Annotated in this window: 30 protein-coding genes; 10 read left to right on the forward strand and 20 right to left on the reverse strand. The window is 41.0% G+C overall.

Translation table 11 applies throughout. The annotated features are described in order from the left end of the window. Positions 1 to 8: 8 nt before the first annotated feature. Genes ACSC9N_RS15145 through ACSC9N_RS15160 form a run of 4 tightly spaced genes read right to left on the reverse strand, consistent with a single transcriptional unit; the run spans position 9 to position 3,857 of the window. Entirely contained in the window at positions 9 to 854 is an 846-nt protein-coding gene (locus tag ACSC9N_RS15145) for a UvrD-helicase domain-containing protein (RefSeq protein WP_439036085.1), read from the reverse strand. After that, positions 847 to 1,872, reverse strand: a complete 1,026-nt coding sequence (locus ACSC9N_RS15150) for an IS30-like element ISAba125 family transposase (protein ID WP_004994718.1) — start codon at positions 1,870 to 1,872, stop codon at positions 847 to 849. Before ACSC9N_RS15150 ends, ACSC9N_RS15145 begins: the two co-directional genes overlap by 8 nt. A 12-nt stretch (positions 1,873 to 1,884) precedes the next feature. Beyond that, positions 1,885 to 2,229 carry a UvrD-helicase domain-containing protein gene (locus ACSC9N_RS15155; protein ID WP_439036086.1) on the reverse strand — a complete coding sequence of 115 codons (345 nt, stop codon included), beginning with the start codon at positions 2,227 to 2,229 and terminating at the stop codon, positions 1,885 to 1,887. After that, positions 2,226 to 3,857: an ATP-dependent nuclease gene (locus ACSC9N_RS15160; protein WP_439036087.1), complete on the reverse strand. Its 1,632-nt coding sequence runs from the start codon at positions 3,855 to 3,857 to the stop codon at positions 2,226 to 2,228. Before ACSC9N_RS15160 ends, ACSC9N_RS15155 begins: the two co-directional genes overlap by 4 nt. Positions 3,858 to 4,026: 169 nt before the next feature. Between ACSC9N_RS15160 and ACSC9N_RS15165 the strand changes: the two genes are divergently transcribed. The 4 genes from ACSC9N_RS15165 (at position 4,027) to ACSC9N_RS15180 (ending at position 6,591) form a co-directional block, all read left to right on the forward strand. Continuing rightward, on the forward strand, positions 4,027 to 4,416 hold the full coding sequence (locus tag ACSC9N_RS15165) for a hypothetical protein (RefSeq protein WP_004692600.1): 390 nt from the start codon (positions 4,027 to 4,029) through the stop codon (positions 4,414 to 4,416). A gap of 299 nt (positions 4,417 to 4,715) precedes the next feature. Next, the gene (locus ACSC9N_RS15170) at positions 4,716 to 5,237 is read left to right on the forward strand and encodes a hypothetical protein (protein WP_148826826.1); all 522 of its coding nucleotides are present in this window, start codon (positions 4,716 to 4,718) and stop codon (positions 5,235 to 5,237) included. Between the two features lie 168 nt (positions 5,238 to 5,405). Next, on the forward strand, positions 5,406 to 5,969 hold the full coding sequence (locus tag ACSC9N_RS15175) for a hypothetical protein (RefSeq protein ID WP_439036088.1): 564 nt from the start codon (positions 5,406 to 5,408) through the stop codon (positions 5,967 to 5,969). Positions 5,970 to 6,087: 118 nt separating this feature from the next. Beyond that, positions 6,088 to 6,591, forward strand: coding sequence for a hypothetical protein (locus ACSC9N_RS15180; RefSeq protein WP_004692604.1), 504 nt, complete (start codon positions 6,088 to 6,090; stop codon positions 6,589 to 6,591). Between the two features lie 99 nt (positions 6,592 to 6,690). Here the strand turns inward: ACSC9N_RS15180 and ACSC9N_RS15185 are convergent, their stop codons facing one another. The 3 genes from ACSC9N_RS15185 to ACSC9N_RS15195 all read right to left on the reverse strand — a co-directional run bounded on the left by ACSC9N_RS15185 (position 6,691) and on the right by ACSC9N_RS15195 (position 9,372). Beyond that, on the reverse strand, positions 6,691 to 7,647 hold the full coding sequence (locus tag ACSC9N_RS15185) for a 2-hydroxyacid dehydrogenase (protein WP_439036089.1): 957 nt from the start codon (positions 7,645 to 7,647) through the stop codon (positions 6,691 to 6,693). Between the two features lie 123 nt (positions 7,648 to 7,770). Next, on the reverse strand, positions 7,771 to 7,965 hold the full coding sequence (locus tag ACSC9N_RS15190) for a hypothetical protein (protein WP_078425266.1): 195 nt from the start codon (positions 7,963 to 7,965) through the stop codon (positions 7,771 to 7,773). Positions 7,966 to 8,085: 120 nt separating this feature from the next. After that, positions 8,086 to 9,372: a hypothetical protein gene (locus ACSC9N_RS15195; protein ID WP_439036090.1), complete on the reverse strand. Its 1,287-nt coding sequence runs from the start codon at positions 9,370 to 9,372 to the stop codon at positions 8,086 to 8,088. 122 nt (positions 9,373 to 9,494) lie between these two features. Between ACSC9N_RS15195 and ACSC9N_RS15200 the strand changes: the two genes are divergently transcribed. Both ACSC9N_RS15200 and ACSC9N_RS15205 read left to right on the forward strand, forming a co-directional pair. Next, entirely contained in the window at positions 9,495 to 10,274 is a 780-nt protein-coding gene (locus ACSC9N_RS15200) for a class I SAM-dependent methyltransferase (RefSeq protein WP_279699481.1), read from the forward strand. A gap of 12 nt (positions 10,275 to 10,286) precedes the next feature. Then, positions 10,287 to 10,847, forward strand: coding sequence for a hypothetical protein (locus ACSC9N_RS15205; protein ID WP_010325809.1), 561 nt, complete (start codon positions 10,287 to 10,289; stop codon positions 10,845 to 10,847). Between the two features lie 58 nt (positions 10,848 to 10,905). Here ACSC9N_RS15205 and ACSC9N_RS15210 read toward each other — a convergent pair whose 3' ends face one another. From ACSC9N_RS15210 to ACSC9N_RS15220, 3 genes are read right to left on the reverse strand one after another with little or no spacing between them, the layout of a single operon-like run. Next, positions 10,906 to 11,316: a GFA family protein gene (locus ACSC9N_RS15210; RefSeq protein WP_010325808.1), complete on the reverse strand. Its 411-nt coding sequence runs from the start codon at positions 11,314 to 11,316 to the stop codon at positions 10,906 to 10,908. Between the two features lie 58 nt (positions 11,317 to 11,374). After that, positions 11,375 to 12,586 (reverse strand): TIGR03862 family flavoprotein, encoded by a 1,212-nt coding sequence (locus ACSC9N_RS15215; protein WP_010325807.1) that lies wholly within the window; start codon positions 12,584 to 12,586, stop codon positions 11,375 to 11,377. Positions 12,587 to 12,589: 3 nt separating this feature from the next. After that, positions 12,590 to 13,249: an SAM-dependent methyltransferase gene (locus tag ACSC9N_RS15220; RefSeq protein WP_171056730.1), complete on the reverse strand. Its 660-nt coding sequence runs from the start codon at positions 13,247 to 13,249 to the stop codon at positions 12,590 to 12,592. 85 nt (positions 13,250 to 13,334) lie between these two features. On the opposite strand from ACSC9N_RS15220, the gene ACSC9N_RS15225 reads away from it, so the two are divergent. Then, positions 13,335 to 13,508 carry a DNA gyrase inhibitor YacG gene (locus ACSC9N_RS15225; protein ID WP_004692619.1) on the forward strand — a complete coding sequence of 58 codons (174 nt, stop codon included), beginning with the start codon at positions 13,335 to 13,337 and terminating at the stop codon, positions 13,506 to 13,508. Positions 13,509 to 13,902: 394 nt separating this feature from the next. Here ACSC9N_RS15225 and ACSC9N_RS15230 read toward each other — a convergent pair whose 3' ends face one another. The 5 genes from ACSC9N_RS15230 to ACSC9N_RS15250 form a co-directional block, all read right to left on the reverse strand. After that, positions 13,903 to 14,547: an MBL fold metallo-hydrolase gene (locus ACSC9N_RS15230; protein WP_004978841.1), complete on the reverse strand. Its 645-nt coding sequence runs from the start codon at positions 14,545 to 14,547 to the stop codon at positions 13,903 to 13,905. Positions 14,548 to 14,559: 12 nt separating this feature from the next. Continuing rightward, a complete protein-coding gene (gene hemH, locus ACSC9N_RS15235) occupies positions 14,560 to 15,582 on the reverse strand; it encodes a ferrochelatase (protein WP_010325804.1) in 1,023 nt (340 codons plus the stop codon). Between the two features lie 69 nt (positions 15,583 to 15,651). Then, positions 15,652 to 16,677 carry a DUF4062 domain-containing protein gene (locus ACSC9N_RS15240; RefSeq protein ID WP_004692624.1) on the reverse strand — a complete coding sequence of 342 codons (1,026 nt, stop codon included), beginning with the start codon at positions 16,675 to 16,677 and terminating at the stop codon, positions 15,652 to 15,654. A gap of 131 nt (positions 16,678 to 16,808) precedes the next feature. Next, the gene (murI, locus tag ACSC9N_RS15245; RefSeq protein WP_010325803.1) at positions 16,809 to 17,678 is read right to left on the reverse strand and encodes a glutamate racemase; all 870 of its coding nucleotides are present in this window, start codon (positions 17,676 to 17,678) and stop codon (positions 16,809 to 16,811) included. 47 nt (positions 17,679 to 17,725) lie between these two features. Then, complete coding sequence (locus tag ACSC9N_RS15250) at positions 17,726 to 18,337, reverse strand: DUF1285 domain-containing protein (protein ID WP_010325802.1); 612 nt, start codon at positions 18,335 to 18,337, stop codon at positions 17,726 to 17,728. 191 nt (positions 18,338 to 18,528) lie between these two features. Between ACSC9N_RS15250 and ACSC9N_RS15255 the strand changes: the two genes are divergently transcribed. Next, the gene (locus tag ACSC9N_RS15255) at positions 18,529 to 20,241 is read left to right on the forward strand and encodes an electron transfer flavoprotein-ubiquinone oxidoreductase (RefSeq protein ID WP_010325801.1); all 1,713 of its coding nucleotides are present in this window, start codon (positions 18,529 to 18,531) and stop codon (positions 20,239 to 20,241) included. Positions 20,242 to 20,393: 152 nt separating this feature from the next. Here the strand turns inward: ACSC9N_RS15255 and ACSC9N_RS15260 are convergent, their stop codons facing one another. After that, positions 20,394 to 20,921, reverse strand: coding sequence for a hypothetical protein (locus tag ACSC9N_RS15260; RefSeq protein WP_029574929.1), 528 nt, complete (start codon positions 20,919 to 20,921; stop codon positions 20,394 to 20,396). A gap of 72 nt (positions 20,922 to 20,993) precedes the next feature. Next, a complete protein-coding gene (gene tusA / locus ACSC9N_RS15265; protein WP_004692640.1) occupies positions 20,994 to 21,251 on the reverse strand; it encodes a sulfurtransferase TusA in 258 nt (85 codons plus the stop codon). A gap of 212 nt (positions 21,252 to 21,463) precedes the next feature. Between tusA and ACSC9N_RS15270 the strand changes: the two genes are divergently transcribed. Then, positions 21,464 to 22,303, forward strand: coding sequence for an HlyC/CorC family transporter (locus ACSC9N_RS15270; protein ID WP_004978829.1), 840 nt, complete (start codon positions 21,464 to 21,466; stop codon positions 22,301 to 22,303). After that, on the forward strand, positions 22,300 to 23,859 hold the full coding sequence (lnt, locus tag ACSC9N_RS15275) for an apolipoprotein N-acyltransferase (RefSeq protein ID WP_010325799.1): 1,560 nt from the start codon (positions 22,300 to 22,302) through the stop codon (positions 23,857 to 23,859). The genes ACSC9N_RS15270 and lnt overlap by 4 nt, the downstream gene beginning before the upstream one ends. 66 nt (positions 23,860 to 23,925) lie before the next feature. On the opposite strand, the gene ACSC9N_RS15280 is transcribed toward lnt, so the two are convergent. The 3 genes from ACSC9N_RS15280 to gspG all read right to left on the reverse strand — a co-directional run bounded on the left by ACSC9N_RS15280 (position 23,926) and on the right by gspG (position 25,480). Beyond that, the gene (locus ACSC9N_RS15280; protein ID WP_004978826.1) at positions 23,926 to 24,264 is read right to left on the reverse strand and encodes a tRNA-binding protein; all 339 of its coding nucleotides are present in this window, start codon (positions 24,262 to 24,264) and stop codon (positions 23,926 to 23,928) included. A gap of 159 nt (positions 24,265 to 24,423) precedes the next feature. After that, positions 24,424 to 24,759 carry a hypothetical protein gene (locus ACSC9N_RS15285; protein WP_010325798.1) on the reverse strand — a complete coding sequence of 112 codons (336 nt, stop codon included), beginning with the start codon at positions 24,757 to 24,759 and terminating at the stop codon, positions 24,424 to 24,426. Positions 24,760 to 25,042: 283 nt separating this feature from the next. Next, the gene (gspG, locus tag ACSC9N_RS15290) at positions 25,043 to 25,480 is read right to left on the reverse strand and encodes a type II secretion system major pseudopilin GspG (protein WP_010325797.1); all 438 of its coding nucleotides are present in this window, start codon (positions 25,478 to 25,480) and stop codon (positions 25,043 to 25,045) included. Position 25,481: the final 1 nt, after the last annotated feature.

The raw sequence follows: 25,481 nt of genomic DNA on the forward strand, positions 1-25,481 counted from the left end.
TTTTTTTATCATTTATATATAGGAAATAAAGGTCTTACCTTACGTAAATCTCTATCTGAAATAAGGATTCCTAAGCTATATTTAGCTCTAGTAAGTCCAACATAAAACTTCGACTGTGTTTGTTGCTCAAAAGTTTTTGTCTCATCTTGGAACCACTCAATCATTTGACTAGTCGGATAAAGTATTACTCTATCTAGAGTAAGCCCCTTACTTGAGCCAATATTCATTGAGGGATATTGAGAATCCACTTTTTTATTTCTTGAGTCCCATCTCAATTGAATAGGTTTATACTGTTCTAAATAACTTAACTTTTTAGATTCAGGAACATAAAAAATCCCTAAATGTTCAATGTGTGAATCATTACAACATACGCAACTTTCAGACGGGGTAAAATCTGGAAATAACTGAGATGATATGTGGCAAATAATTGGCTCATTTCTATGTGATTTACATAATGTCACTTCATCAATTTCACAAATACCATTTAGATGCTCTAAGAAGTAATTTTTAATCTTGCCTTTTGAATATTTTCCATATTTCTGTGAATGATGGGTACTGTATGTAGTTTGACGAGGATCACCAACTGCAATTACATTTTGTATAGATAAATATATATTTTTGACAATATCAAGATCATACCCTGCTAAATCTTGGATTTCATCAATAAAAATACAACCATAGATTTTTGCCAATCTTTGAAAAATTAACTGATTGTCCTTTTCATAAATCCTAACTATGAATTTAGAAATTTTATCTGAATATATTGATAAATTTGAATCAAAAAAATGATTTAAAAAATCCTTTTCTGCCCAATAAATAGGTCGTCCCTTCCAATAGTAGGCGAATTCAAACATGAGGTGCGACAGTTTCAAAAGCCATATGATAATCAACAAGCTGAGCAAATTTCTCTAATGGTGTAAGCCAATCTAACGCCTTTCTAGGACGAGTATTCAGTGACATGGCAACTTGATTTAAATAATGCTGATCTGCCTGATTTAAATCAATCCCTTTAGGTAAATATTGCCTAATTAAACCATTCATATTTTCGCATGTGCCTTTTTGCCAAGGTGAATGTGGGTCACAGAAATATACATCTATGCCTAAATCTTCTTCGAGTATTTTATGTTCTGACATCTCGCGTCCACGGTCATAGGTCAACGTTTTACGCAGTTCTGCAGGTAAATATTTCAGAGCTTCAGTTAAAGCCTTGCGCACTGATTCTGCCTTTGCATCAGGTAATGTTGCCAAGATACAGAGCCGTGTATTTCGTTCAATAAGTGTTGCTATCGAACTTTTATTGTCTTTACCTTTAATTAAATCAGCTTCCCAATGACCCGGTATTTTTCTTTCTTGAACTTCGGCTGGGCGCTCATGAATAGTTTTAATATCCTGTAATATAGAATCTTTTTTAGGTTCACCGTTAGCTTTTCGCTTTTTATTTTCATGACGCAGACAGGATAATAAGTCTTTTTTCAACTCACCCTTGGGTAATGCTCGTATCGTTGAATAAATCGTTGTATGGCTTACATTCATTGTTTGATCCAAATCAGGAAATGTCTTTAAACGCTTTGCTATTTGCTGAGGAGACCATAAACAACGGATCGCTTCAACAATAAATTTCCAGAGGATTGAATCGATTTTGAGTTTTCTGTGACCACGTCTACGTCTAGCGAAGGTGTTATCAGAAGCATATCGAGCTTGATAAACGTCATTGATGCTATTTCTTTTAAGCTCACGATAGATCGTACTAGGATGTCTTTTAATGAGTTCAGCAAATTTTCTGGCTGAAAAGCCTTCTTTTCTTGACTCAAGCATTAATGCAGTACGATCTTCAAAGTTAAGATGATGGTATGACAATTTTATATACTCCATAAACCCTTTAAATTAATTAGGTGGTTTATGTCGCACTTCAAGTTTTACTCTGCCGTATTTCAATCCAGATTGACCATCAGTCCAATAATTGAACCCTATCTTTTTTCCAAAAAGATCATTGTTCAGAACACATTGATAAGGTTTTAAACACTCCTGTAAAAGAAATGAGAACCACCCTTTAATGTGAATATTGTTTGGGATAAATCCATTTATTTCTATAAATTTCTTTTTAATTTCACGAACATTTTCATCAGTAAATGTTGTGATTAATACTTTCTTATCATGTATCTTAAGTGCTTCTGTAACTAAAAATGTTGTTTTACCTGCACCTGCTGCTGCAATCATCAACTTTTTCATGATTTACACCATTCAACTACGGCTTTAATATAAGTTGGATACTCTAAAACCTCATCAGATTCAAAGAGCTTTAATGCCCAATCTGTTTTTTGATTTATCATATACTTAATGATTTCTTCTGATGTTGTATAAGTTGACGGATAACCAATTACTTGCCTAAATTTAACTAAATCCGCTTTATTAACATCAAAAAATTGTGGTTCTAAAGTATGCAGTGCATTTCTATCATCAGCACTAATAAGGATATGCGCTAAACCTGAGTACTCGTTATATTTTTGAGTAATATTTACATTAAAATCCCCATCATTATCAGTAATAACTGCAACATTCTTATTCAAAAGATTAGCAATGTCTAGAAACCTTTTAAATGCCAAACTTTGAACACTAATAACATCAACTCCATCCTCGATAGGTAATTTATTTTCATTTTCTTGCCTATAAATTTTTTGAAAGACCAACTCATCTGATGGTCCTTCAACAAGTACTGCTTTTTTAGCTAAAATTAACCTTAATGTTTCATAACCCGCCAATTTCTGAAAATATTTATAAGTATCAGGGGGTAAATCTGTAAAAAATTTTGTTCTCTTATTATCTATCAAAATCAAATTTTCTAAACCCAATTTATTTGCTACAAAACTACTATGTGTAGAAACTATAATTTGTTTGCCTTCCTTTTTATTTTTAATCTGATTTATTAACGAATTCAGCTTTGTATGTGAAAGATGATTTTCAGGTTCCTCTATTAAAATTAAATTTTTGGCTTTATCATGTGAATGAGCCAATGCTAGATTTGTTTTTACTATACATTGCTCCCCCTTTCCAATTTGGTCAAAGGGCACATTATTAAAATTTGTTGTTAGTTGACTTTCCCATGAGTTATTTGAACTAAGATCAACCGTAATTGATAACTGTTTTTCTGAAATTTCTGCACCAGTTGTAATTTTTGAATTTAAATCAACAACATTAGTATCTTCATTAAAATTTTGCTTTAATTTACGATAAGACTGTGCAAGTCCTATTTGCTCTGTTTTACTTAAGTTGTCTTTAATGATTTTTGATAAATAAATATCTGAACCATTTTTAATTTTTGAAGTAGATGAATCTATAAGCACAGATTTAATAGGAATTACCCTACTAATCACAGCCTTTCTTGCAAAAGATTGCCAATCAATATGAAAATATTCTATAGGTAAAGATGTTTGCTCATCGGGTAATTGAATTAGATCTTGATATAAATCAGAATATGTATCATCAAGCTTAATTTCGAAGCGAATACCTTGAGCTTTAGAATTAGCATCGGAATTAAAAGAACCCTCGAACTCTGCCAACTCGTCATTAGATTGAAAATATACTTCAATCAATAACTCAGGTAATTTTGTAGTTTTATCTGTTTTAATCTTTGTTAAATATTCATTCACAATTTCATAATTAAATAAATACTGATGAAAATCATGCTTCAAATATTTTCCATCTAATATTCCTGATAGGCATAAATGAATAGCTTCTAATATTGTCGATTTTCCAGCTTCATTATCCCCAACAAGGATATTCAATCCATCATTAAATGCTACTGTTGTACGCTCTTTAAAACTCTTATAGTTCTGAAGTACTAGCTTTTCTACTTTCACAGGAATACCCTACAATTTTATTATTAAAGGTATAATCTTATAATTATTACTTTTTTTCAAATTATAGAGTGGCAATTTAGAAATATATTTCAACCTTTTCCCATCCTCTAGCCAACCCCTCCCCAATTCCCTATACTCAACCTAACAACTTGCAACAAGAACGAACCTTATGAAATTAAAAACTGTACTTTTCGCTACTTTTGCTGCCCTTTCTATTACAGCATGTACATCTCAACCAACGATTCCACAGTTGACAGCGGGTGTATTACAAGAAATCCAAGACATTGAAGTCTATCCAGACACAACCAATAACAAAGCAAAACTGACCAAATTTGAAGACAAATGCGTCATCGAATTTACAGGCAACCTCAAAGCAGGCAAAGTCGTAGAACAGTGGGCGTTCCGTGACTACACCCTTATCACAGGTGGCTCAGCAACCTTTGCACTCGATGGCACCAGCACAGCAACCAAATTTGAATTACACGATGCAGAAGTACAGAAAAACTTCCTCGCACTACGTAATCACTTTGCAAAAGAAGCCTTAGCGCAATGTAACTAAGCAAATCGTCATCACTGGTGCAACATCAGTGATGACTTTCTCTCAAATGCCTTCCGCTTCGTGTCCTTTACTTCAATACCAGTCTCCATACTCGTTACATTTTAAACACCGACCACGCATAAACTTACATAATTTTAATGAATTAACTGAATGACACAATTTTCAGCCCATTGTTCATGCGCTGTTGGCGCATTGTGCGACTTTCATATCAAACGCTATTTTTAAGCTCATTTCTGTCTATGATGACTGCTGTTCTGAACTCCTCATCGGGTTCTGTCATAAGAGGTAGAAAATCAAAGATGAAAGTTTTAACAAAGACACTCACCGCTTCGGCTTTAACCACTGCACTTTTAGCCTCCACTTCCCTATTTGCAAATACCACAGCCAATACATCGGCCAATGTTCAAGTTCAAACCTCGCAACCAAGCGTATTGCAAAACTTAAAACATGATGTCAAACATGCCGCGCATGCGACAGGTGAAACGGTTGAGCATGGTGTCGACAAAACCAAAGCATTCAGCAAAGAAAAATGGCAAGACACCAAAGAATTTTCAGCTGAAAAATCTGCTGTCGTAAAAGATAAGGCTGGTGACGTTAAAGACTCTGTTGAGCATAACACCAAAAAAAGTGGTCACTATATAGCGGATAAAGCGAAACAAGGCCAACAAGCGACCAAACAAAAATGGCAGGAAACTAAGCAGGCTGTCAGTGGTCAACCCAAACGTGCAGACGTAAATGGGCAAGCCCAAGTGGAACTAGATACACCTGTTGCTAAAGCCAAAGTCGGTTCATCGACCGATGCTGCTGTTGGCGCGAAGTAGAAAGTTAAACTCCTCCAGAGTTGAGAGAGCCCACATGCTGGGCTCTTTTTTTAGCTATATACGTTTGCACACTAAGCTTGTTTACAACCAAGCACATGAAATTCACACAAAGAGGCTTTATGCTAAAACGCTGATTTATGCACGATAGCCCAAGAGGTACACTGCTCTATGAACATGATGAAAACGACACTCTTCTACGCTCTTTTAATGACAACAGCAGGTGTATGGGCACAAACAGAAACCACCACTCAGCAAGCTCAAAAGCCAATTACGCCTTATGGTAAAAACCCCAATATCTTTCATGTCTGGGCTTATAAAACTCAAGAAGGTGTGATTAACACGGCGGAAAAAGTCGGTACCGCAACAGAAAAAGGTATCCAAAAAATTCGCCCTTCTGCACACCAAGCCTTGGACAGCGCAAAAACCATCACCAACAACACCGCAGAACAAGCCAAAGAAACAGGACAGCAAGTTACCCAAAATGTGAATAAAAAGCTGCATGAAACCAAGCAAGTGATTACTGGTCAAACGGATCAACCTGCCCCCATTTACCAAGGCAGCTTGAGTCAACCGTCATCTGCACCCGTAGATGCTCCTGCGGTTCAAGTGCCTTCAGTCTCATCTCCACAGCCTGTCGCCCCCCAAACAGTAAATGAACCCACAATTACCCAAGCACCATCTTCCTTTACACCTGCCCAAGCAGAAGAAGAAATTAAAGTGACTAAGCTTTAATAGCAAAAAAGCCCGTCAGTTGATGGGCTTTTGACTAAAAAAACAAAAAAACTTTTGAATTTATTGAGCTTAGACTCTAGCATCGACCTATAAAAACCACATAATCATAAAAATTTTCATGAAAATAATCATTGGTATCATTATTGGAATATTTTTAGTACTTGTAGCGTTATTTACTTATTCTAAAATTCCTAAGCTACAGCACGCTGCAACGTTGAATCTTTTACAACAGCATCTAATATGGCCACAGTACAGTCATGAGGCTGAAGGGCGAAAGCTTCAATCTATTGAAATGATTGAGGATGAAGAATATAAATCGACTGAAGGGAATGAAGCCTCGCTGTATCAACTTAAAGATCATTGTAAGCTGACACTCGAAATTTATGGTGAATCATTCCAAAGCAAACGCAGTTTTTACTTTCATCAAAATAAAACTCTACGAGCATTTGAAACACATTGGACCTATCCCAATGGGGGATTTTATGCTGAAGAGGGAAAGGCACAAGCGTTTGCACGCCAACAAAGTTATTTTATGCTCATGAATCCTAAAAATAGCGACACACAGCGTGCGTTAATTCACCTGCAACAATATTTCGATCCTAAATTTATTAAAAATTGTTAAATTTCTAATCTTTAGAAAACACGATTAAAGCTGAACTTAAAAAGAGCAACAATTAAAAAGCCCATCATCTGACGGGCTTTTTAGTTGTCATCATTTACTTTAATTCACCCGACGGATTGGCTGTCCAGCTTGAAAAGCTTGAGCATTTTCCACCAACTGCTGCACCATGCGCTGACGTGCATCGACACTGCCCCACGCGCTGTGTGGCGTGATGATTAAATTCGGCAGACCAGCATCTAATAAAACATTGCCCTCTTTCGGTGGCTCAACGGTCAATACATCAGTTGCAGCACCTGCAATTTCACCCTGTTTTAACGCGTCTGCCAAGGCTGCTTCATTAACAATTCCACCCCGTGCACAATTAATTAAAAAGGCACTTTTTTTCATTTTTTTGAAAGCTTGAGCATCAATCAGGTCACACGTGTCATCGGTTAATGGACAATGCAGACTGATAAAATCTGATTGCGCTAACAAGTCATCAAAGCTCACTCGTGTTGAGTCAGCATGTGGACGGTTTGGCAAATTACCCACCAAAACTCGCATGCCAAAGGCTTCAGCGAGTTTAGCCACTGCCTGCCCCAATTCCCCATACCCTAAAATGCCCAAGGTCTTACCGGAAAGTTCAATAATTGGATAGTCCAGTAGGCAAAACTGCGAAGCTTTATTCCATTCGCCCTGTTGCACCGCGCGGTCGTATTGCAAGCATGAGGTTGCAAGGTTGAGCATCAACATTAAAGTGTGCTGTGCCACTGCTGCCGTACCATAACCCTGACAATTACACACCACAACACCTTGTGCTTTGGCTTGCTGCAAATCGATGTTATTGGTGCCAGTGGCAGAGATTAAAATCAACTTTAACTGAGAGCATTGTTTTAGGGTATCGGCATCTACCATTACTTTATTGCTAATAATCACATCTGCGTCTTGTACACGAGCGACAAGCGTCTTAGCATTGGTACTTGGGTAAAGGATCAGTTCATCAAAAACAGCATGCAGTGCTTGAAAGTCCAAATCATTTTTATCTAAGGATGCATAATCTAAAAATACGGCTTTCATTGCTCACGTCCAGTTGTTCTGCATAATGATAGAGCGCTTATTTAAACCAACTCAGCTCCATTTTTCAACGTCAACACTGTCTTGACCACCTAAAAATAGCCGCTATACACAGAAAAAAGCCCGCTATTTAATGGGCTTATTACGATGAATACGAATAGAAATACTGATCTGTTTAATCACATAAAACGTCAGGATCAGCAGGAGAATCAGGCCACCACCGAATGTCAGATAGGCTGGGTCTAAACTTTGTGCCAGTACGCTTTGTGATGTTGAAATAAACAGTAATGTTATAAATACAGCCGACCAATGTCTTTGCATTACTTCCACCCTATTTGATCTTTATTCGTATTGTTTAAAAGATAAACAATACTTTCATATTAAACCAAATAGGACGGAAAACAAGCGCTTGGCCTTAGACCAAAGCTCGATATGAATAAATCACATGAACACATCTGATTCAGCATCGCTTGACACCAAAAACTGCGATGTTTCAGGAATCTCTTCGACCAAATCAAAGCCACCATATTCATCACAGCTAAAGTTAAACTGCTTATAGCTAATCAAATAATAATCACTGTATTTTTTCATTAACAATGGATGCATTCCAGCACTCAATTCGGCTTGTTCATGCACCAACTTCATAATCTGACGGTCATTCATTACCACGGTATAGCGCATGTCATTATAGTAAATGTGTACCAGTCCATTACCCTTGGCAAAAATCGGCAACAGAAACTTATGATTCAGTGCAATGGCATCTGGTGCATAGCTTTCAATCTTTTGACTGATCATATTGAACACTAAACCATGTCCAAAACTATCCATTAACTGACAGCTATTTTCTTGCGGCAAGTTGACCTGAATGCCCAATTTCAGCAGATCCGTCTGGCTCACTTGTCGATTGCTGAGTAACTCGCGGATAATGCTTTGTTTTAGCTTGGCATCAAAAAATTGACCGTCTAACTCAAGCTCATTATTTTTCAGAATTCGTCCCAAAGAAAAGCGATGACGCGGCAACAAGTTTTCGATCACTTTACGGTAGTAAAACTTACTGTTCTTTTTCACTTCACGAATTTTTTTATAAAAATACGGCGCATCAAACTCATGACGTAAAAAATCGTGTAACAAATCTGAACTGGCTAAAACCGCAATCGCATCATGCCCTGTAAAAGGTAAGTTCAGGGTATTCAGATTCGGTACGACCGTTTGTAATTTTTCATAATGCGCACGGTCTTCAGGGCAGTAAGGGTCATAAATAACAATGTATTCACACTCTGCCGAGACATCCTTCGGCTGTACCTGCATGTCATGGTTCAGCTCAGGCTGATAGAACATGTTATAGCGGTTATCCGTCACCTGTTCAGGGTCAATCGAATACTGCGGCACCAAGGCCACTACGCGCTTAAAACCAAGCAGTTTAGAGTATTTAATCGCAGCATAACCGCCCATTGACCCCGCATAGGCAATACGGGTTTGAAAAGGCGCAATCCAAGCGCGAATTGCATCCAACATGGCCAACATCGAAGACTCTGGAAACCATGACTTTTGTTTTGGCATAATGCCAACCACATTGAAGCCAAACTTCGCCAGCGACTTTTCTGCATTGATCGACGTTCCCTTGGCACGAGTAATCAGGTCGCCAAAAGAGAAAATAAGTTCGTCCGATGAACCCTGTAAAAAAATGACACGAATCTGTTCGTCTTCAAAAATAATTTGTTTCGCCATGTCCATGCTGAGAGATTTCATTCCTATAAAGTGAGGTCATGTTCGTTCCATACAGCATAAGCGATTTCATCGAACCAAATGTGTTATTTTATAGATGCAGAGCAGATAAAAAAGCGCAAAATATGACACAATTACTCCATCCTGCAGCACAACACGGGTTTAGCGCAGCTGCTGAACTTTATCAACAAGTACGTCCAAGTTATCCACAAGAGATCCATGCGTGGCTCACCGAGCAACTGCATTTAAACGCAAATTCACATGTGATTGATCTTGCCTCGGGTACAGGAAAGTTTCTGCCTTATCTGATTCCGCATAGTGGACAGCTCACTGCCATCGAACCTGTCACCGAAATGTTGGCTCAACTCAAACTAGCCTACCCACTGGTGGAAACTTTACAAGCCTTTAGTGACCATATGCCCCTGCCATCGCAAAGTATCGATGCGGTTTTATCTGCGCAGGCCTTCCACTGGTTTGCCAATCTGGACAGTTTAAAGGAAATTCACCGTGTCCTAAAACCGCAAGGGCATTTGGGCTTGGTCTGGAATCAACGCGACACTCAAGTCGACTGGGTCAATGCTCTGGCAGAACGGCTCGCTCCTTTAGAAGAAGATACCCCGCGTTATCATAGTGGGCTATGGAAAAAAGTCTTTGAACATCAACACTTATTTCAGCTCAAAAGCCTGCATCAATTTGCCCAGCAGCAAACAGGTACAGTAGAACAAGTGGTCTCAAAACGTCTCCTTTCGACCAGCTTTATTGCCGCAATGCCACTCGAACAACAGCAGGATTTAAAACATCAGTTTGAACAAATTGTGTTGCAGTACACGGGTAAACAGCCACAAGACGAAATCAGTTTTCCTTACATCACCTATGCCTATCACTTTCAAAAAATAGCAGAATAATAGGACACCAATATGAACCCACATACTCTTTCATTGAAACAGGTTCTACTGCCGCTTCTTTTAGGTAGCAGCTTAATCCTGACAGGCTGTAACAAAGCCAATGAACGTGCTGAGCAAGACACGCTTTCAAGTGATGATAAAGTTCTGCAAGAACTTAGCTCAGAACCCGTCAAAAGTTTTGCTAAAACAGCCAATGATCCACACGATATTGCGCTCTTGGTCGACTATGACCAGCGCTTTAGCAGCATGAGTGATGAAATGGAAGATGAACTCATGAAGATGCGTGAGTCAGGCACGCTCACGGATGAATTTGCAAAAACACGTCAACAAGACAATATTCAGTCTGCACTGAATATGCTGAAAGCACTGGATTTAAAAACAGAACAAGGGCGCTACATTCAAACTCTGATGTACCAATATTGGGATAACCAAGCCAAAATCATCCAAAATAAAACCGCAGCACCACATGACAACGTGAAAGGCCTCGGTGAGCTCATTCATGCCCAAGAGCAGCTTGAACACTGGCAGTCGCAGTATCCTAAAGCTCAAGATACGATGTCGACAGGCTACTAACTCAATCTCGGACAAAGAAAAGGGATCCGATGATCCCTTTCACTTAAATCTATTCTAATTATGGGCGTTCAGCATATTGTGGTAATGCATCACAAATGTTGTCCCACTCGGCTTGAGATGCCACAAAAATATGCTGCGTCGGCTTTTGCTGTAACGGGGTATCTAAAGTGCCGATCCGCAAACGGTAAAACTCAGGTGTTTCAGCTTTAATGCTGATAATCGGTGAACCACAGTTGCCACAGAAACAGCGCTCTGTGCCTGCACTCGATGCATATTTTTTTACGACGTCCTGACCAGAGGTCAGTTTGAAATCCGCCTTAGCAATCGGTGCATTGGTTGCATATGCCGTTCCATTGGCCTTGCGACATTTTTGACAATGGCATTGAATAATATCGCCAATCGGCCCATCAATTTGATAAGTCACTGCACCGCATAGGCAGCTGCCCATATACTGCTGAAGATCCGACATGATGATGCTTCTTGAATTTTTTATTCAAATTAGCACAGCTGATTTTCAGTTGCATCGCTTATGGCGAATTTTTTGCCACATTCAAATACTGCATCACACCCTCACCCGCGGCGCGTCCGGTTGCAAAACATGCAGTGAGTAAGTAGCCCCCTGTGGGTGCATCCCAGTCCAACATTTCCCCACATAAAAAAACGGCGGGATTGGATTTTAATTGTAGCTGCGAGCTTAGGCCTTCACGGCGCACACCGCCAGCACAACTAATGGCTTCTTCAATCGGACGAAAACCAGTTAAAGGAATCTGTAATTGCTTCACCTGCTGCGCCAATTGTTCAGGGTGATTCCAGTGATCTTTTGCAACCAACTCTCGCGCTAAACTTGCCTTGGCTGCATCTAAACCTGCTTTACGCCAAATATTACTTAAAGACTGTTTTTTTGTGGGTTTCAGACGCACAGCCAATTCTTGAACCGTGACATCAGGCAGTAAATCAAGCGTTAACACTAAAGGTTGGAGCTGTTTTTGCTGTGCACGTAGCGCTCGACCTTGCTTATAGACCAAACCACTTTCTAGGCCATAATGGGTGATGACGATATCGCCCATACTTTTTTCCGCATCGCCCACCCATGCCGCGATACGTTTCAGTGGCTGCCCAAAGACAGGTTGCATATAGGTAGACCATTCATGTTCTACCCCAGCATTGCTGGCTTGAAAAGGCTCAATTTCATCGGCCTCCAACCAGTTTTGCCATGCGCCATCACTACCGAGCTGAGACCATGACACTGCTCCGCAAGCCAAGACAATCGCATCATAGCTCTGGCTATGCGCTTGATCACTAAGCAAAGACTTGATTTCAAGCTTATGCTCTTTGAGGCTGAGGCATTGATGACGATAGTAAAACTTGACGCCTGACTCAACCAAGCGTTTCAACCATGCACGTAATAAAGGCGCGGCTTTCATTTCAATCGGGAAAATACGCCCAGACGTTCCGACATAGGACTCAATGCCTAAACCTTTCATCCATGCTTGAATCCATGTTGCATCCCACTTACGAATCCAAGGTGCCAACCATTCTGCTTGATCATAACGACCTATAAACTGCTCCACAGGTTCGGCATGAGAGATATTTAGTCCTGTTTTACCCGCCATCAGGAACTTACGAGCAGCAGATGGTTTTTGCTCAAACACATCGACCTGAACATCATATTGACTCAACACTTCTGCTGCCATCAAACCGGCTGGGCCCGCCCCAATAATTGCAATACGCTTTGCCATGATTTATTCAGCTTGATCCGAAGCTTGCGCCTGCGGGTTCTGACCTTGCAAGGCCTGAAACGCGTCAAAGCGCGTGCGATAACCTTCAGGTTTGGTGATGATCAACTGTTGGCAGAGCTCACCACGTTCTAAATATTTAATTTCAAAATGCGTGCGCGCTGAGCTATCCGCAATACGCTCTTTTACAAATGGTAACTTCCACACCTCAATCAACTGTTGCTGTGCTTCTTCGATATATTCAGGAATATTGCTGGCTAACGTAATTTGTCCGCCCACTTGTAAACGTGAAATCAGAAACTCAAAAAACGGCATATTCAACCAGCGCTGTGCAGGATTATGCGGTTCAGGGTTGGGATAAAGAATAAAAAACTGTTCAACCTGCTGCGGCTGCAAGGCATGTACCACCCACGGTAAAGCATCGGCATGTACCAGCTGTAAATTCTGCTGACCTTCTAAGCTATGTTGTTTCTGCATCGCCACAAACTTTTCACGGGTACGTTCAACCGCAATCAGCTTTTTCTCAGGATGATTGGCCGTAAACAATAAAGCATGTTTACCCTTGCCCGCCCCAATTTCCACACACAGTGGATCAGGACTGATCATTTGAAAATCACGAGGCGCATGCATACGCTGGGCTTGAAATTGACGAATCGGCATAATCAGATCAAACTAAGAAAAAACCGCATCAGTCTAACAACTGCCAACGTTTTTGCCTATTTCAATCCGAAAATTTTATCTGGAGTCGATCATGCCACACACTTTCCCTTGTCCCCGTTGTGGAGAAATGAGTCAATGGGAAGACAACGCCTTTCGTCCTTTTTGTTCTGAACGCTGCAAACTGATCGACTTAGGTGCATGGGCCAATGATGAATATCGCCTCCCAACGCAAGATGCACCACAGGCAGAAAATTCAGAAGAATAATATGTTTAATTTCATTATATTTTTCATATTTTAAGAGAAATTGTTCATTATTTAATGTCTTAATATTCGCTTAAAAAGATCATTCGTCGACTATACTCCCCCAAATTGGTACATGCTCACCGCATGATCAAGTCACAAAAATAACATCCTAAAGGGTGATAAGATGAACATCCTGAGTAAGACTATTGTTTTAATTGGCGTTTTACTCGCGATCTGTCTATTCAGTTTTGGCATCTATATGCAAGATCTGTTGATCCTCTCGGTTGGACTATTAGTGGTCTTATTCTCCATGGTATTGGCTCTAGAAACCCAACACATTTTGCATAATCCATTTCGCAAATAAAAAAGTCAGCAGCTGCTGACTTTTTTATTTTTCAATGAGACCACAAAGCGCTTAGCCTGCTTTCCCTGCCACAAAGGGATTATGTTGTTTTTCAAAACCAATCGTACTGATTGGCCCATGTCCTGAAATAAACTGCGTCTCATCAGGTAAGCTAAAGCATTCACGCTGAATAGAGTCAATCAACTGCTGATGATTACCACGTGGAAAGTCGGTACGACCAATGGAGCCTTTAAACAACACATCGCCGGTCCACAGCAGACCATAGTTTTTGTTATAAAACATCACATGACCCGGGGTATGTCCAGGAGCAAAACGTACTTCAAACGCTTCATTGCCCAGTTTAAGGACTTCACCGCCTTCAAGCCATGTCGTGACATCTACCTTTTCAGGAATAGGAAAACCATAACGCTGCGAGACTTCTTGGATCATATCCAACCAAAAGGCATCTTCTTTATGCGGGCCAATCACAGGGACATCCCACAGTTTTTTTAATGCCCCGACTGCTCCAGCATGATCTAAATGCCCGTGGGTCAACCACAGCGCTTTTACTGTCAAACCCAACGCTTCTATTTCTGCTTTAAGCTTCTCAGGCTCTCCACCTGCATCAATTAAAATTGCTTCTTTACTGTCACTGTCCCAAACAATAGAACAGTTCTGTTGAAATGCCGTGACAGGCACAATTTTAACTTGCAACATAGAGTGTCAACCTCAATTCGTTTTGCTGGCTAATGTCTGTTTTAAGGCATCAAGATTAGCCTGAACCAGAGTATTGAGCAATTGTAAATGATCTCCGCGGCTGTTCAAGGCTGGAATATATTGATACCGCTCTCCACCTTGAGACAAAAACAATTCAGCATTCTGAATCGCCAGTTCCTCTAAAGTTTCTAAGCAATCCGCTGAAAACGCCGGACTCATAATTTGCACCGATTTCACACCCTGCGCCGCCCATTCGGCCAGTAAGACATCGGTATACGGTTTCACCCACTCTTGTTTCCCAAAACGGGACTGGAAACTGATGGCCCATTCATTCTCCGCTAGGCCCAATTCGGCCGCCACTAACTGCCCAGTGATACGGCAACGGTCGGCATAGGGATCACCTTTATCGGCATAAGGCTGTGGAATACCATGGAAAGACATTAACAGCTTTTCAGTCACCCCATGTTCAGCACGGAAATCACGCACACTTTGCGCTAAAGCCTGAATGTATAAAGGGTGCTGATAATAATCGCGAATAATGCTCAGCCCTGGCAAATTGCGCTGCTTTGGAATCCACTTCGCGAAAGCATCATATAAAGGCGCGCTAGATGTTGCAGAATACTGCGGAAACAAAGGAAAAAGCACAATATGATCTTGCGGGTTTTGACTCAGCTCAGTAAGTAAAGACTGAATACCTGGATTGCCATAGGTCATTGCAGGGACGATATTCAGCTCAAACTCAGGGTATTGCAAAATCAACTGTTGTTGTAACGCAGCCACTTGAGTCAGTAAAATCTCTCGCATTGGCGAGTCATTACCCCACACCATCTCATAAGCATGGGCAACGCGTTTCGGGCGAAACGGCAAAATAAATAAACGGAGAATAATTTGCCAAAGCGGTTTGGGAATTTCAATCACCCGCTGGTCTGACAAAAACTGATCCAAAAAGCGACGCACTGCTGAAGCTGTCGGTGCATCAGGCGTTCCCAAATTTGCCAAAATAACAGTAACTTTTGCTTTTGTTGCAGTAGACATTCAACCCTCGTGGCTCGTTTTCGAATGTCTCTACTGTAACAGTTTTCAGTTCATTATCTAAATGGATAACTACGAAGATTGAAATTGAAAAGGCCGATCCTTTTCCAATAAATTACTCTCCAAAAGTTTCATCGCCTTCGGGGTCAACTGCCAGAGCATGCGCTGACGATCATCTCGACCCGACTGAACAATCCAATCATTTTGACGCATTTGCATTTTGATACTGTGCAAAGCACGAATATTAATTTGTGAGCGCGCAACAGCATGGGCACGAGGCATTTCTAAGCGTGCATCATTTAAACCAGTTTCGTTTAAATATTCATTAATGCGTTTGGAGAAATACTCTTCAGGAGTTGGGTGAATAAAGGTTGTCCCCAAAACCGAGAGTAATTGCGCCCAAGTCATCTGCTTTTGAATTTTCAGCTCTTTAAAATTGCCATCTTGATAGGCATGCATCCGATAATCAAATGCAAAAAATTCATGCATAGCCACTTTGGGTAAAGACAAAAATGGATCGACTTCACGTTTACCCGCTTCAGTTTCCAATTGCACCAATTTGGCTTTGAGTTTATCAATTTCGTCATGCAACACTTGGGTGTTCTGCGGACGTACCCAACCCGATACAGGATAGCGCTCTAGCATTTGCGTCATATTCAAGCGAACGGCCATTTCCAAGTCACGCATGGTGCGATAAGTGAAAACCTGATCGACTTCGTTTTGGAGTAGTTTTCTAAACTCTTTGAATTTTTCACGCAGCTCAGCTTTGTCGTCATGTAAACATAACTCACGGGCATCAGGATCATCATGCATAAATACAATAATCGGCTTTTGTTTGGTGACCGCATAAATGTATTCAAGGTGCATATATCCCACCCCTGACACGGACTGTTCGCCATATTTGCTGCCCAGCAACAATATGACATAGTCACAGTCATCGATCTGACGACGTGCAAAAGCCGTTGAAAGTGGTGTCCGTTGTTCTAATCCCCAAGAAAAAAATCCCATGCCCACTAAAGTTTGGGCCAAAATGATCCGCTCTGGTTGCATCTCGCTTCCAGAAGTGGTTATAAACACTTGATAACGCTTATCGAGCATCGGTTATCCTCATTATTCTTCGCAGCATCCCATCCCCCAAATTCCATTAGATAGACACTGCGACTAACTCAAGCATATTAGGTTGCAATTTTTGACTATATATCAAAATACTCGACTTATTTGTTTAAAAATTAATCAGATATGTTTGAAATAGTCCAATTTAGTTCTGGTTCAAGCAAAAGTTGTAAGATAGGTCTCAAACTTTCTGCATTATTTCCACTGACATAACATTCAATTCGAACATCACCATCATGATTTTGTTCAAATAATAACTCATTTTTGATTAAAATACGGGCTGTTTGTCGTGCAACTGCCAGTCCAGAGTCAATTAATGTCAGTTTCTGACCAAAAATAGATTGTATCGCTATTTTCAAAAAAGGGTAATGGGTACAGCCTAAAACTAAGTAATCTGCACCCTGATCAACAACCGGTTGTAAAATATCTTTTAACGTGGCTAAACATGCCGCACTCATCTGCGCGCCGCTCTCAACAAAAGGCACTAAATCTAAGCAGGTCACTGGAATCACCGTGACTCCCGAAGGCTGTGCAAACTTCTCAACCACATCTTTAATCAGCTGCCCGCGAAAGGTCGCAGGGGTCGCTAGAACAGCCACAGTCTTGGATTTGCTTTGCAATACCGCAGGTTTTAGGGCAGGAACAAGGCCGATAATCGGGAAGTTGTCGCCATAGTGCTCGCGTAAATAATCCAAACTAAAGGCTGAAGCGGTATTACAGGCCACAACTGCAACTTTACAGCCTTTGCGGTAAAGCCACTCAATCGCTTGCGCAGTCAATTCTCGAATATTTTGATCATCGCGCGGCCCATAAGGCACATGTGCGGTATCGGCAAAATAGATAAATCGTTCATGCGGTAAATGCTTGGCAATTTCTTGAGCGATGGATAAACCGCCTATTCCCGAATCAAATATCCCGATTGGCGCATTGGTTGTCGCTTTTGGCATGGGGTTGATCAGAGGAAATAAGGGCTGAATGGCACTCATGAGAACTCGTTGCAGTATAAAGTTAAAAGATCAATCAAGCTTAAACCTCAGGTGCCTAATTGCAATAGCAAATCACCACTTTGTAAGCACAGTTTGACCTGACCCTCCGCATCGTCGCTTAGCTCACCCATTTCCACCAAATGAAAAAAAGCCGCACGTTGAATCAGTGCATTGATGCCAAAGCGGACATGCACATAAGGGCGTAGCTCCCCTTGGAAGGCACGCATAAAAATGGGATGGTCTTCATCAACAATCACCACATCATGCGTGGTCGTGGTCAGCTGTAGGTAGATTTTTCCTGCAATTTCGACTTGATCGACCTGATTGACAAATAAAGGCTCATCTTCAACCTTGATTTCAATCTGCTCGACCGGAGTTTTGAGATAAAACTTATCTGCTTCTTTCCAAAGTACCGTTGCAAACAACTCAATCATGGCTGGACGTTTGATCAATTGACCTTCGTGCCACCATTCTCCATTGGTTAAAACCTTCAAATCCATTGCGCCACAATGCTTTGGGTGCCATTGATCTAAAGGGGGGATTGACCTTTTGTGACCGGACTGTCCATCTTTTATGTATTGTGCAATATCGGTTAAGTTTTTATTATCAGCAATAGCTACTTTTTTCGTCGGATTTGCTGAGTTGTGCTGCTTATCCATAAAATTCATGCCTGTCTGACGGAAAAATAATATGATTCAGCCAATTGGCTAGAACTCGGTTTAAACCTATACTAGCTCACAATATAAAAGACACGATGATAAATTTTGTGTCTGGGAACTAAGAACACTCATGGCAGCACCGTTCTTTGAGTCAAAACGGTTGCCACCTTTAACCATATGAGGAGTCCTACATGGAACACATCGAACGTGAATCGATGGAGTTTGACGTAGTCATCGTTGGCGCAGGCCCTGCTGGCCTTTCTGCTGCGATTAAAATTCGTCAACTTGCAATTGAAAACAACCTTAATGATCTGTCCGTTTGTGTCGTAGAAAAAGGCTCTGAAGTTGGTGCGCATATCCTTTCAGGTGCTGTGCTCGAACCGCGTGCGATCAATGAGTTGTTCCCAAATTGGAAAGAAGAAGGCGCGCCTTTAAATGTTCCAGTAACTGAAGATAAAACGTATTTCTTAATGTCTGCTGAAAAGTCACAAGAAGCGCCGCACTGGATGGTTCCTAAAACCATGCATAATGATGGCAACTATGTGATTTCACTTGGTAACGTAGTGCGTTGGTTAGGCCAAAAAGCTGAAGAATTAGAAGTTTCTATTTTCCCAGGTTTTGCTGCATCTGAAATTCTTTATCATGCCGATGGTACCGTTAAAGGCATCCAAACTGGTGATATGGGAATTGGTAAAGATGGTGAACCAACGCATAACTTTACCCCAGGCTATGAACTACATGCCAAATATACGATTTTTGCTGAAGGCTGTCGTGGTCATTTAGGTAAGCGCCTGATTGCCAAGTTCGATCTCGATAAAGATGCAGACCCGCAACACTATGGTATCGGTATCAAAGAACTCTGGGAAATTAACCCTGCAAAACACAAACCAGGTTTGGTGATGCACGGTGCAGGTTGGCCTCTAGCTGAAACCGGTTCTTCTGGTGGTTGGTGGTTATATCACGCTGAAAACAACCAAGTTACTTTGGGTATGATCGTAGATTTATCTTACGAAAACCCACACATGTATCCATTTGCAGAAATGCAACGCTGGAAAACGCATCCACTGATTAAACAGTATCTTGAAGGTGGTAAGCGTATTTCTTATGGCGCACGTGCTGTTGTCAAAGGCGGTTTGAACTCTCTGCCGAAGTTCACCTTCCCAGGTGGCTCTTTAATTGGTGATGATGCAGGCTTCCTAAACTTCGCTAAAATTAAAGGCTCACATACGGCCATGAAGTCTGGCATGTTGTGTGGTGAGGCAGTATTCGAAGCGATTCAAGCTGGCGTTGAAAAAGGTGGTGACCTTGCCATTGCACGTGTGCTTGAAGGTGAAGACTTCTTTGCAAAAGAGTTAACCGCTTACACAGACAAGTTCAACAACAGCTGGTTAAAAGAAGAGTTATATCGTTCTCGTAACTTTGGCCCAGCAATGCACAAATTTGGCACGTTCGGTGGTGGTGCATTTAACTTCATCGATCAAAATGTATTTAAGGTCCCGTTTACACTGCATGACTTAGTGCCTGACTTCAGTACACTGAAAACTGTAGATGCAGCAACAGTGAAACCGAACTATCCAAAACCAGATGGTAAGTTGACCTTTGACCGTTTATCTTCAGTATTTGTATCGAATACGGTGCATGAAGAAAATCAGCCAGCACACTTGAAACTGACCGATGCTTCTATTCCTGTAAATGTAAACTTACCTAAATGGGATGAGCCAGCTCAGCGCTACTGCCCTGCTGGTGTTTATGAAATTATGGAAGAGAATGATGGTTCGAAGCGTTTCCAAATTAACGCGGCTAACTGTGTGCACTGTAAAACGTGTGATATTAAAGATCCATCTCAGAACATTACTTGGGTAACTCCTGAGGGTGGTGGTGGTCCGAATTACCCGAATATGTAATTCCTTACGACACGGCAAAGCGGTTGCTTTGCTAACCGTGTCTCATACCCGAACATGTAATGTTAAAACGGGCTTGCGCTGAAGTACATTTCCGAGCAAGTAATCGCTTTTAGATTAAAAAAATCCCTTCAGTATTGAAGGGATTTTTTTAATTAATAGGCATCTGACTCTTTGCTAAAAACCATCACCGTTGGCCCTATCGCAGTATGCCCAACCCCATGATCTTGATAAATTTCAATCCGATAATCGTCACACTGATAGACATATTTATTTTCAGCTTGTTTCCAGCCGTTTTGCGCCACCTGAAAGCGTTTTAATACTCGACTTTTAAAAACATCTAAATCCGTTTCATACGTCGCAAGCGGCCCATCTAGAAAACTTAAACTGTATGAAATAATCATTTTAGAATGCGGATCGTAACGAATATGCTGAACCCAGCTCACACCTGCTTTTTTAATTTGTGTATCCACACCTTGTGCAAATTCAAACTGATAATTATCGCCCCCTAAAATAACCGTTTTTGCGGTGGGATGATGCTGTTGAAATTCACGAATATGCTGTCCAATTTTTAAACCTGCAACATTCATCGTGCCTACAGGAACTTCACAAGATTTTGCCCAAGAAATTGAACAAAATAATGCAAAAATATGAGCCCATAAGAACATATTTATTCTTTTCATTCTGATTTCCTTGGATGAACTTGATTTCTTTTTCTTTACTCAAGTACATTTTAAAAGGCTAAGACAAATGTCCTAACCCTTTTTAACTAAATAATGAAATTCTTTATTGCCATTTTCGTCTAAGCGCTCTTCTTGCAGCAAAAGTTCATGCCCAAGATGCATACAAAATTTAGGAATATCCCATGAAGTTGAATTGTCCGTTGCAAACACCTCCACTACATCTCCCGATTTAGACTTGCGAATGGCTTGATGCAACATCATCACAGGCTCTGGACAGCGTAAACCACGGGTGTTTAATTGGATGCTTGGGCTCACTTCCAAATCAGACATATATAAACTCAAAAATTTAAAAACTTGCCAATTTTAACACAACTGCCCATTTCGCATATCTGTTTGCATAGCTTGATGGCAGATGAACCTCGTATTTAAAAGTATTGATCTAATCATTCATGCAATCACTGCTTAATTACAATAGACAACTGTGTTTTCTACGGTATGATAAAATTAAGTTTTTTAGATATTAAGAGTCTTTAGGAAAGATCATGCACGAGGAATCAGGCCCGTCGTGGGGAATGCGTGGCTTACGCAAATGGTTAGGTACCGCGCCAGAAACTCGCGATGAACTGTTAAAGTTAGTTCAAGATTCACGTCGTTTTTTAGAACCCGACACTGTTGCGATGTTAGAAGGCGTATTAGACCTTCCAGCAACCAAAGTCCGCGAGGTCATGACACCGCGTACATCGATGATCAGCCTACAAGAAGATGATGAGTTACTCGACATTTTGCATACCTTGGTTGAGTCGGCACATTCACGTTTCCCTGTCTTTTCATCAGATCAACCAGACAATGTCGTTGGCATTTTATTGGCCAAAGACTTATTGCCTTTCTTGACTGAACCAAACAATAAAGTGGATATACGTGCGCTGATGCGCCAACCTTTATATGTACCTGAAAGCGCACGCTCAGACCAAGTGCTTCGCATGTTGAAAAACACCCAAACGCACATTGCGGTGGTGATTGATGAATATGGCACGACCTCAGGTTTAGTGACGTTAGAAGATATTTTGGAAGAGATCGTCGGTGAAATTGAAGATGAACACGACAAGATCGATGAAGAAGCGGAATATATTATTCCCGACAATGACCCTACGACCGCAAATACGTGGCTGGTTCAAGCACTTACACCAATCGAACACTTTAACAATCTTTTAGATGCAGACTTTTCTGATGATGAGGTTGAAACTGTGGGCGGTTTATTGCTTCAAGAAATTGGTTTAGTGAGTGATTTACAAGGTCAGGTGATTGATCTTGAAAATTGGGAATTTACCATTGTAGAAGCAGATGCACGTTCTATTCATCTGATTCGAGCCGTTCGTAAATGAGAGCTTACTTTGACAAACTGTTAACCCCCAATCCACAACAAAAACAGTTACCTTTAATTTATCCGCTTCTAATTGCCTTATTTTCAGGGGCTGTCTTTAGTTTTGCACTCGCCCCTTATCATTATTGGTGGTTGGCAATCTTATCCCCTGCACTGCTCTACGCCACTTTACGCAGGCGCAGTGCAAAGCAGGCCTTTGGTATTGGTTGGGCCTATGGTTTTGGCCTATGGTTCGTGGGAGCTTTTTGGCTCTACACTTCCATCCATGTCTATGGCGATACCAACAGTGCCTTAAGTGTGGGCATGATCGGCATTATGGCCTTGGTCATGGGCTTATTCACGGCTGTCCAAAGCTTTATATACCGCCGTTTTTTCCCTGAAACGCCACTGACCTTCGCTCCGCTTTGGGTGCTTTTTGAATGGGCAAAAACCTGGGTTTTCACAGGCTTCCCATGGCTGTTTGCAGGCTATGCCTTTACCGAACGTTTACTGGATGGTTATGCGCCATTATTTGGTATCTTCGGGGTGTCGTTTGTAGTCTTGGTCTTAGCCTGCGCACTGGTCGAAGTTTTAAACCGTCGCGTCTTTTGGGTCATTCCTTCTGCTTTATTGGTCCTTGGTGCATGGGGCGCATCAAAAATTGAATTCGTCTCCGCAAAAAATACCCCGCCATTATCAGTTTCTTTAATTCAGGGCAATATCCCACAAGACTTAAAATGGCTCACTGAGTATCAACTGAAAACACTTGGAATCTATGCTGATTTAACCAAAACAGAATGGGGACGAGACCTCATTGTTTGGCCTGAATCCTCTATTCCGATGTTCCAGAGTGATATCGAACCCTTTTTAGCTGCAATGACGGCACAAGCCAAGAAAACCAACACAGCATGGGTCACCGGTATTCCATACTGGGATATTTCAGGCTCTGAAGCGGCAGGTCGACCACTGTACTACAACAGTATTATGGCCAATGGTGCTGAATCCGAAGGACTCTATAAAAAGCAACGTTTAGTGCCTTTTGGTGAATATATTCCACTATCCGGTTTACTGAAATGGGTGTTGCCTGCCATGCAGAATGATCCGTCGATGAGTGGTTTTTCACGTGGTGAACAACAGCAACAACCGCTTTCTATTCATCAGCAGCATTTAGGCGCGGCCATTTGCTATGAAGTAGCTTATCCAAACTTAACACGTCGTAATGCCAGCCAAAGTGATTTCTTGGTGACAGTTTCCAACGATGCATGGTTTACGGGAACTGCAGGCCCTTTACAACATTTACAGATGGTTCAAATGCGTGCCAAAGAAAATGGACGCTGGTTTATCCGTGCCACCAATACAGGCGTAACTGCGTTTATTGACCATCAAGGGCATATCGTAAAACGTGCCCCACAAGATGTGGCAACCGTGCTTCGCGGCGAACTGCCTGCTATGCAAGGTCAAACGCTATATACCCGTTTAAGTGACTGGCCAATTTTAGGTTTCTCAGTTTTTTTACTGATCTTGGGCTGGATCTATCGTCCACGTAAAGTCGATGTATCGTTTAAGTCTCGTCGATAGTTGCTATTGTTGGATCAGACTGTTCCAAAGAAAAACCCAAGCTGAGCTTGGGTTTTTCTTTTTCAATTATAGTAGCTTGGTACCTACTGGAACATCTGTATCAGGCACACAAAGTACCACGCCTGCGTCTGAATCATGAAAGCCAGTCACTAAGCACTCAGACTGGATGGGACCAATTTGTTTGTTTGGAAAGTTAACCACTGCCACCACCAATTTACCCAATAACAGTTCAGGTTGATAACGCTCAGTAATCTGCGCACTCGATTTCTTAATGCCAATTTCATGGCCAAAGTCGACATGTAAAATATAAGCGGGCTTACGTGCCTGCTCAAAGACTTCGGCCTGAATAATACGCCCGACTCGGAGCTCGACTTTTAAAAAATCCGCCCAATCAATCTGTTCCATATTTCACTCTATATTTATATTTTCTACAGTATAGGGAGCGAACACGAGGATCACATACAACGAAACAGACAAGCGATCCTATCTTTCCGCCATTCTTCATGACGCAATAAAAAACCGAGCGTATGTGCTCGGTTTTTATCACAACTATAAATGTCAGTATTAAATTTGACCGACCAAATAGGACACCATACCGGCTAAAAAGAGCATCGGGGTATAACGATATAACATGACCACTTTTTGTTCTAATGCTGTAATCTGTACTTGATCGAGTGTGAGTACGGTTACTTTTAACGCAGACCAAAAGCTCAAAACCGCCCATGTGCTGAACAGACTGATTGCAAAGAAACCCACCACAATTTGGCTGCTGCCTTCAGTCGACTGCCACACACTTAAAACACCTTGAGCAAAAGGAAGCATACTCAAAATCAAAAGAACAGATTTGAGCATCGACCAATGGAATTGGCTCATTTCATCCAACAAGGTTAATGCTTTCATTCTATTCTCCTCAGGCAAATCAGTTGCCATTGAGAACATTATGCAAGGATTTAAATAAATAAAAAGCCTATTTTTATCCATAATTTACATTATTTGTAATCAATAAATATGGGAATAATTCTTATTATAAATCTCAGCTGATGCTTATTATATTTAATATTTTAAAATCATAATCTTAGATATTAGTTTTAAATTAAGATGTATTATCATTACAGTCCACATCGACATAACCTATGCACTGTAATGATATATTCAATCAAACCCAATATATAATAATTCTCAATTAAGGTTGATACTGAATATCAGCATCGGTTTCTTCACCACCTTGCTGTCCATCTGCGCCAAAAGAATATAAATCAAATGGTCGTCCATCAGTCCCAGGTGCAACATATTGAATGTCATTGTCCCAACTGTCTTTCGGATATCCACCTTTCACATAACCGCCTGGCAACCAATTTTTTGCAGACTCAGGCTTATTCACCAAAGCGTCGAGTCCACCCTCTTGCATCGAAGGATATTTACCATTGTCCAATTTATATTGATCCAATGCCGCAGCAACCCCTTTGAGGGTTATGACAGTGGTATCCACTTTGGCTTTTTCACCGCGTCCCATCACATTGGGAACAATTAAGGCTGCCAACACACCTAAAATAACAATCACCACCATGACTTCAATTAGGGTAAAGCCTGAAGCTTGGCGTCTATAGATTTTTGATTGCATG

Source organism: Acinetobacter sp. PC34 (assembly GCF_051789135.1).
GTDB lineage: Bacteria > Pseudomonadota > Gammaproteobacteria > Pseudomonadales > Moraxellaceae > Acinetobacter > Acinetobacter johnsonii.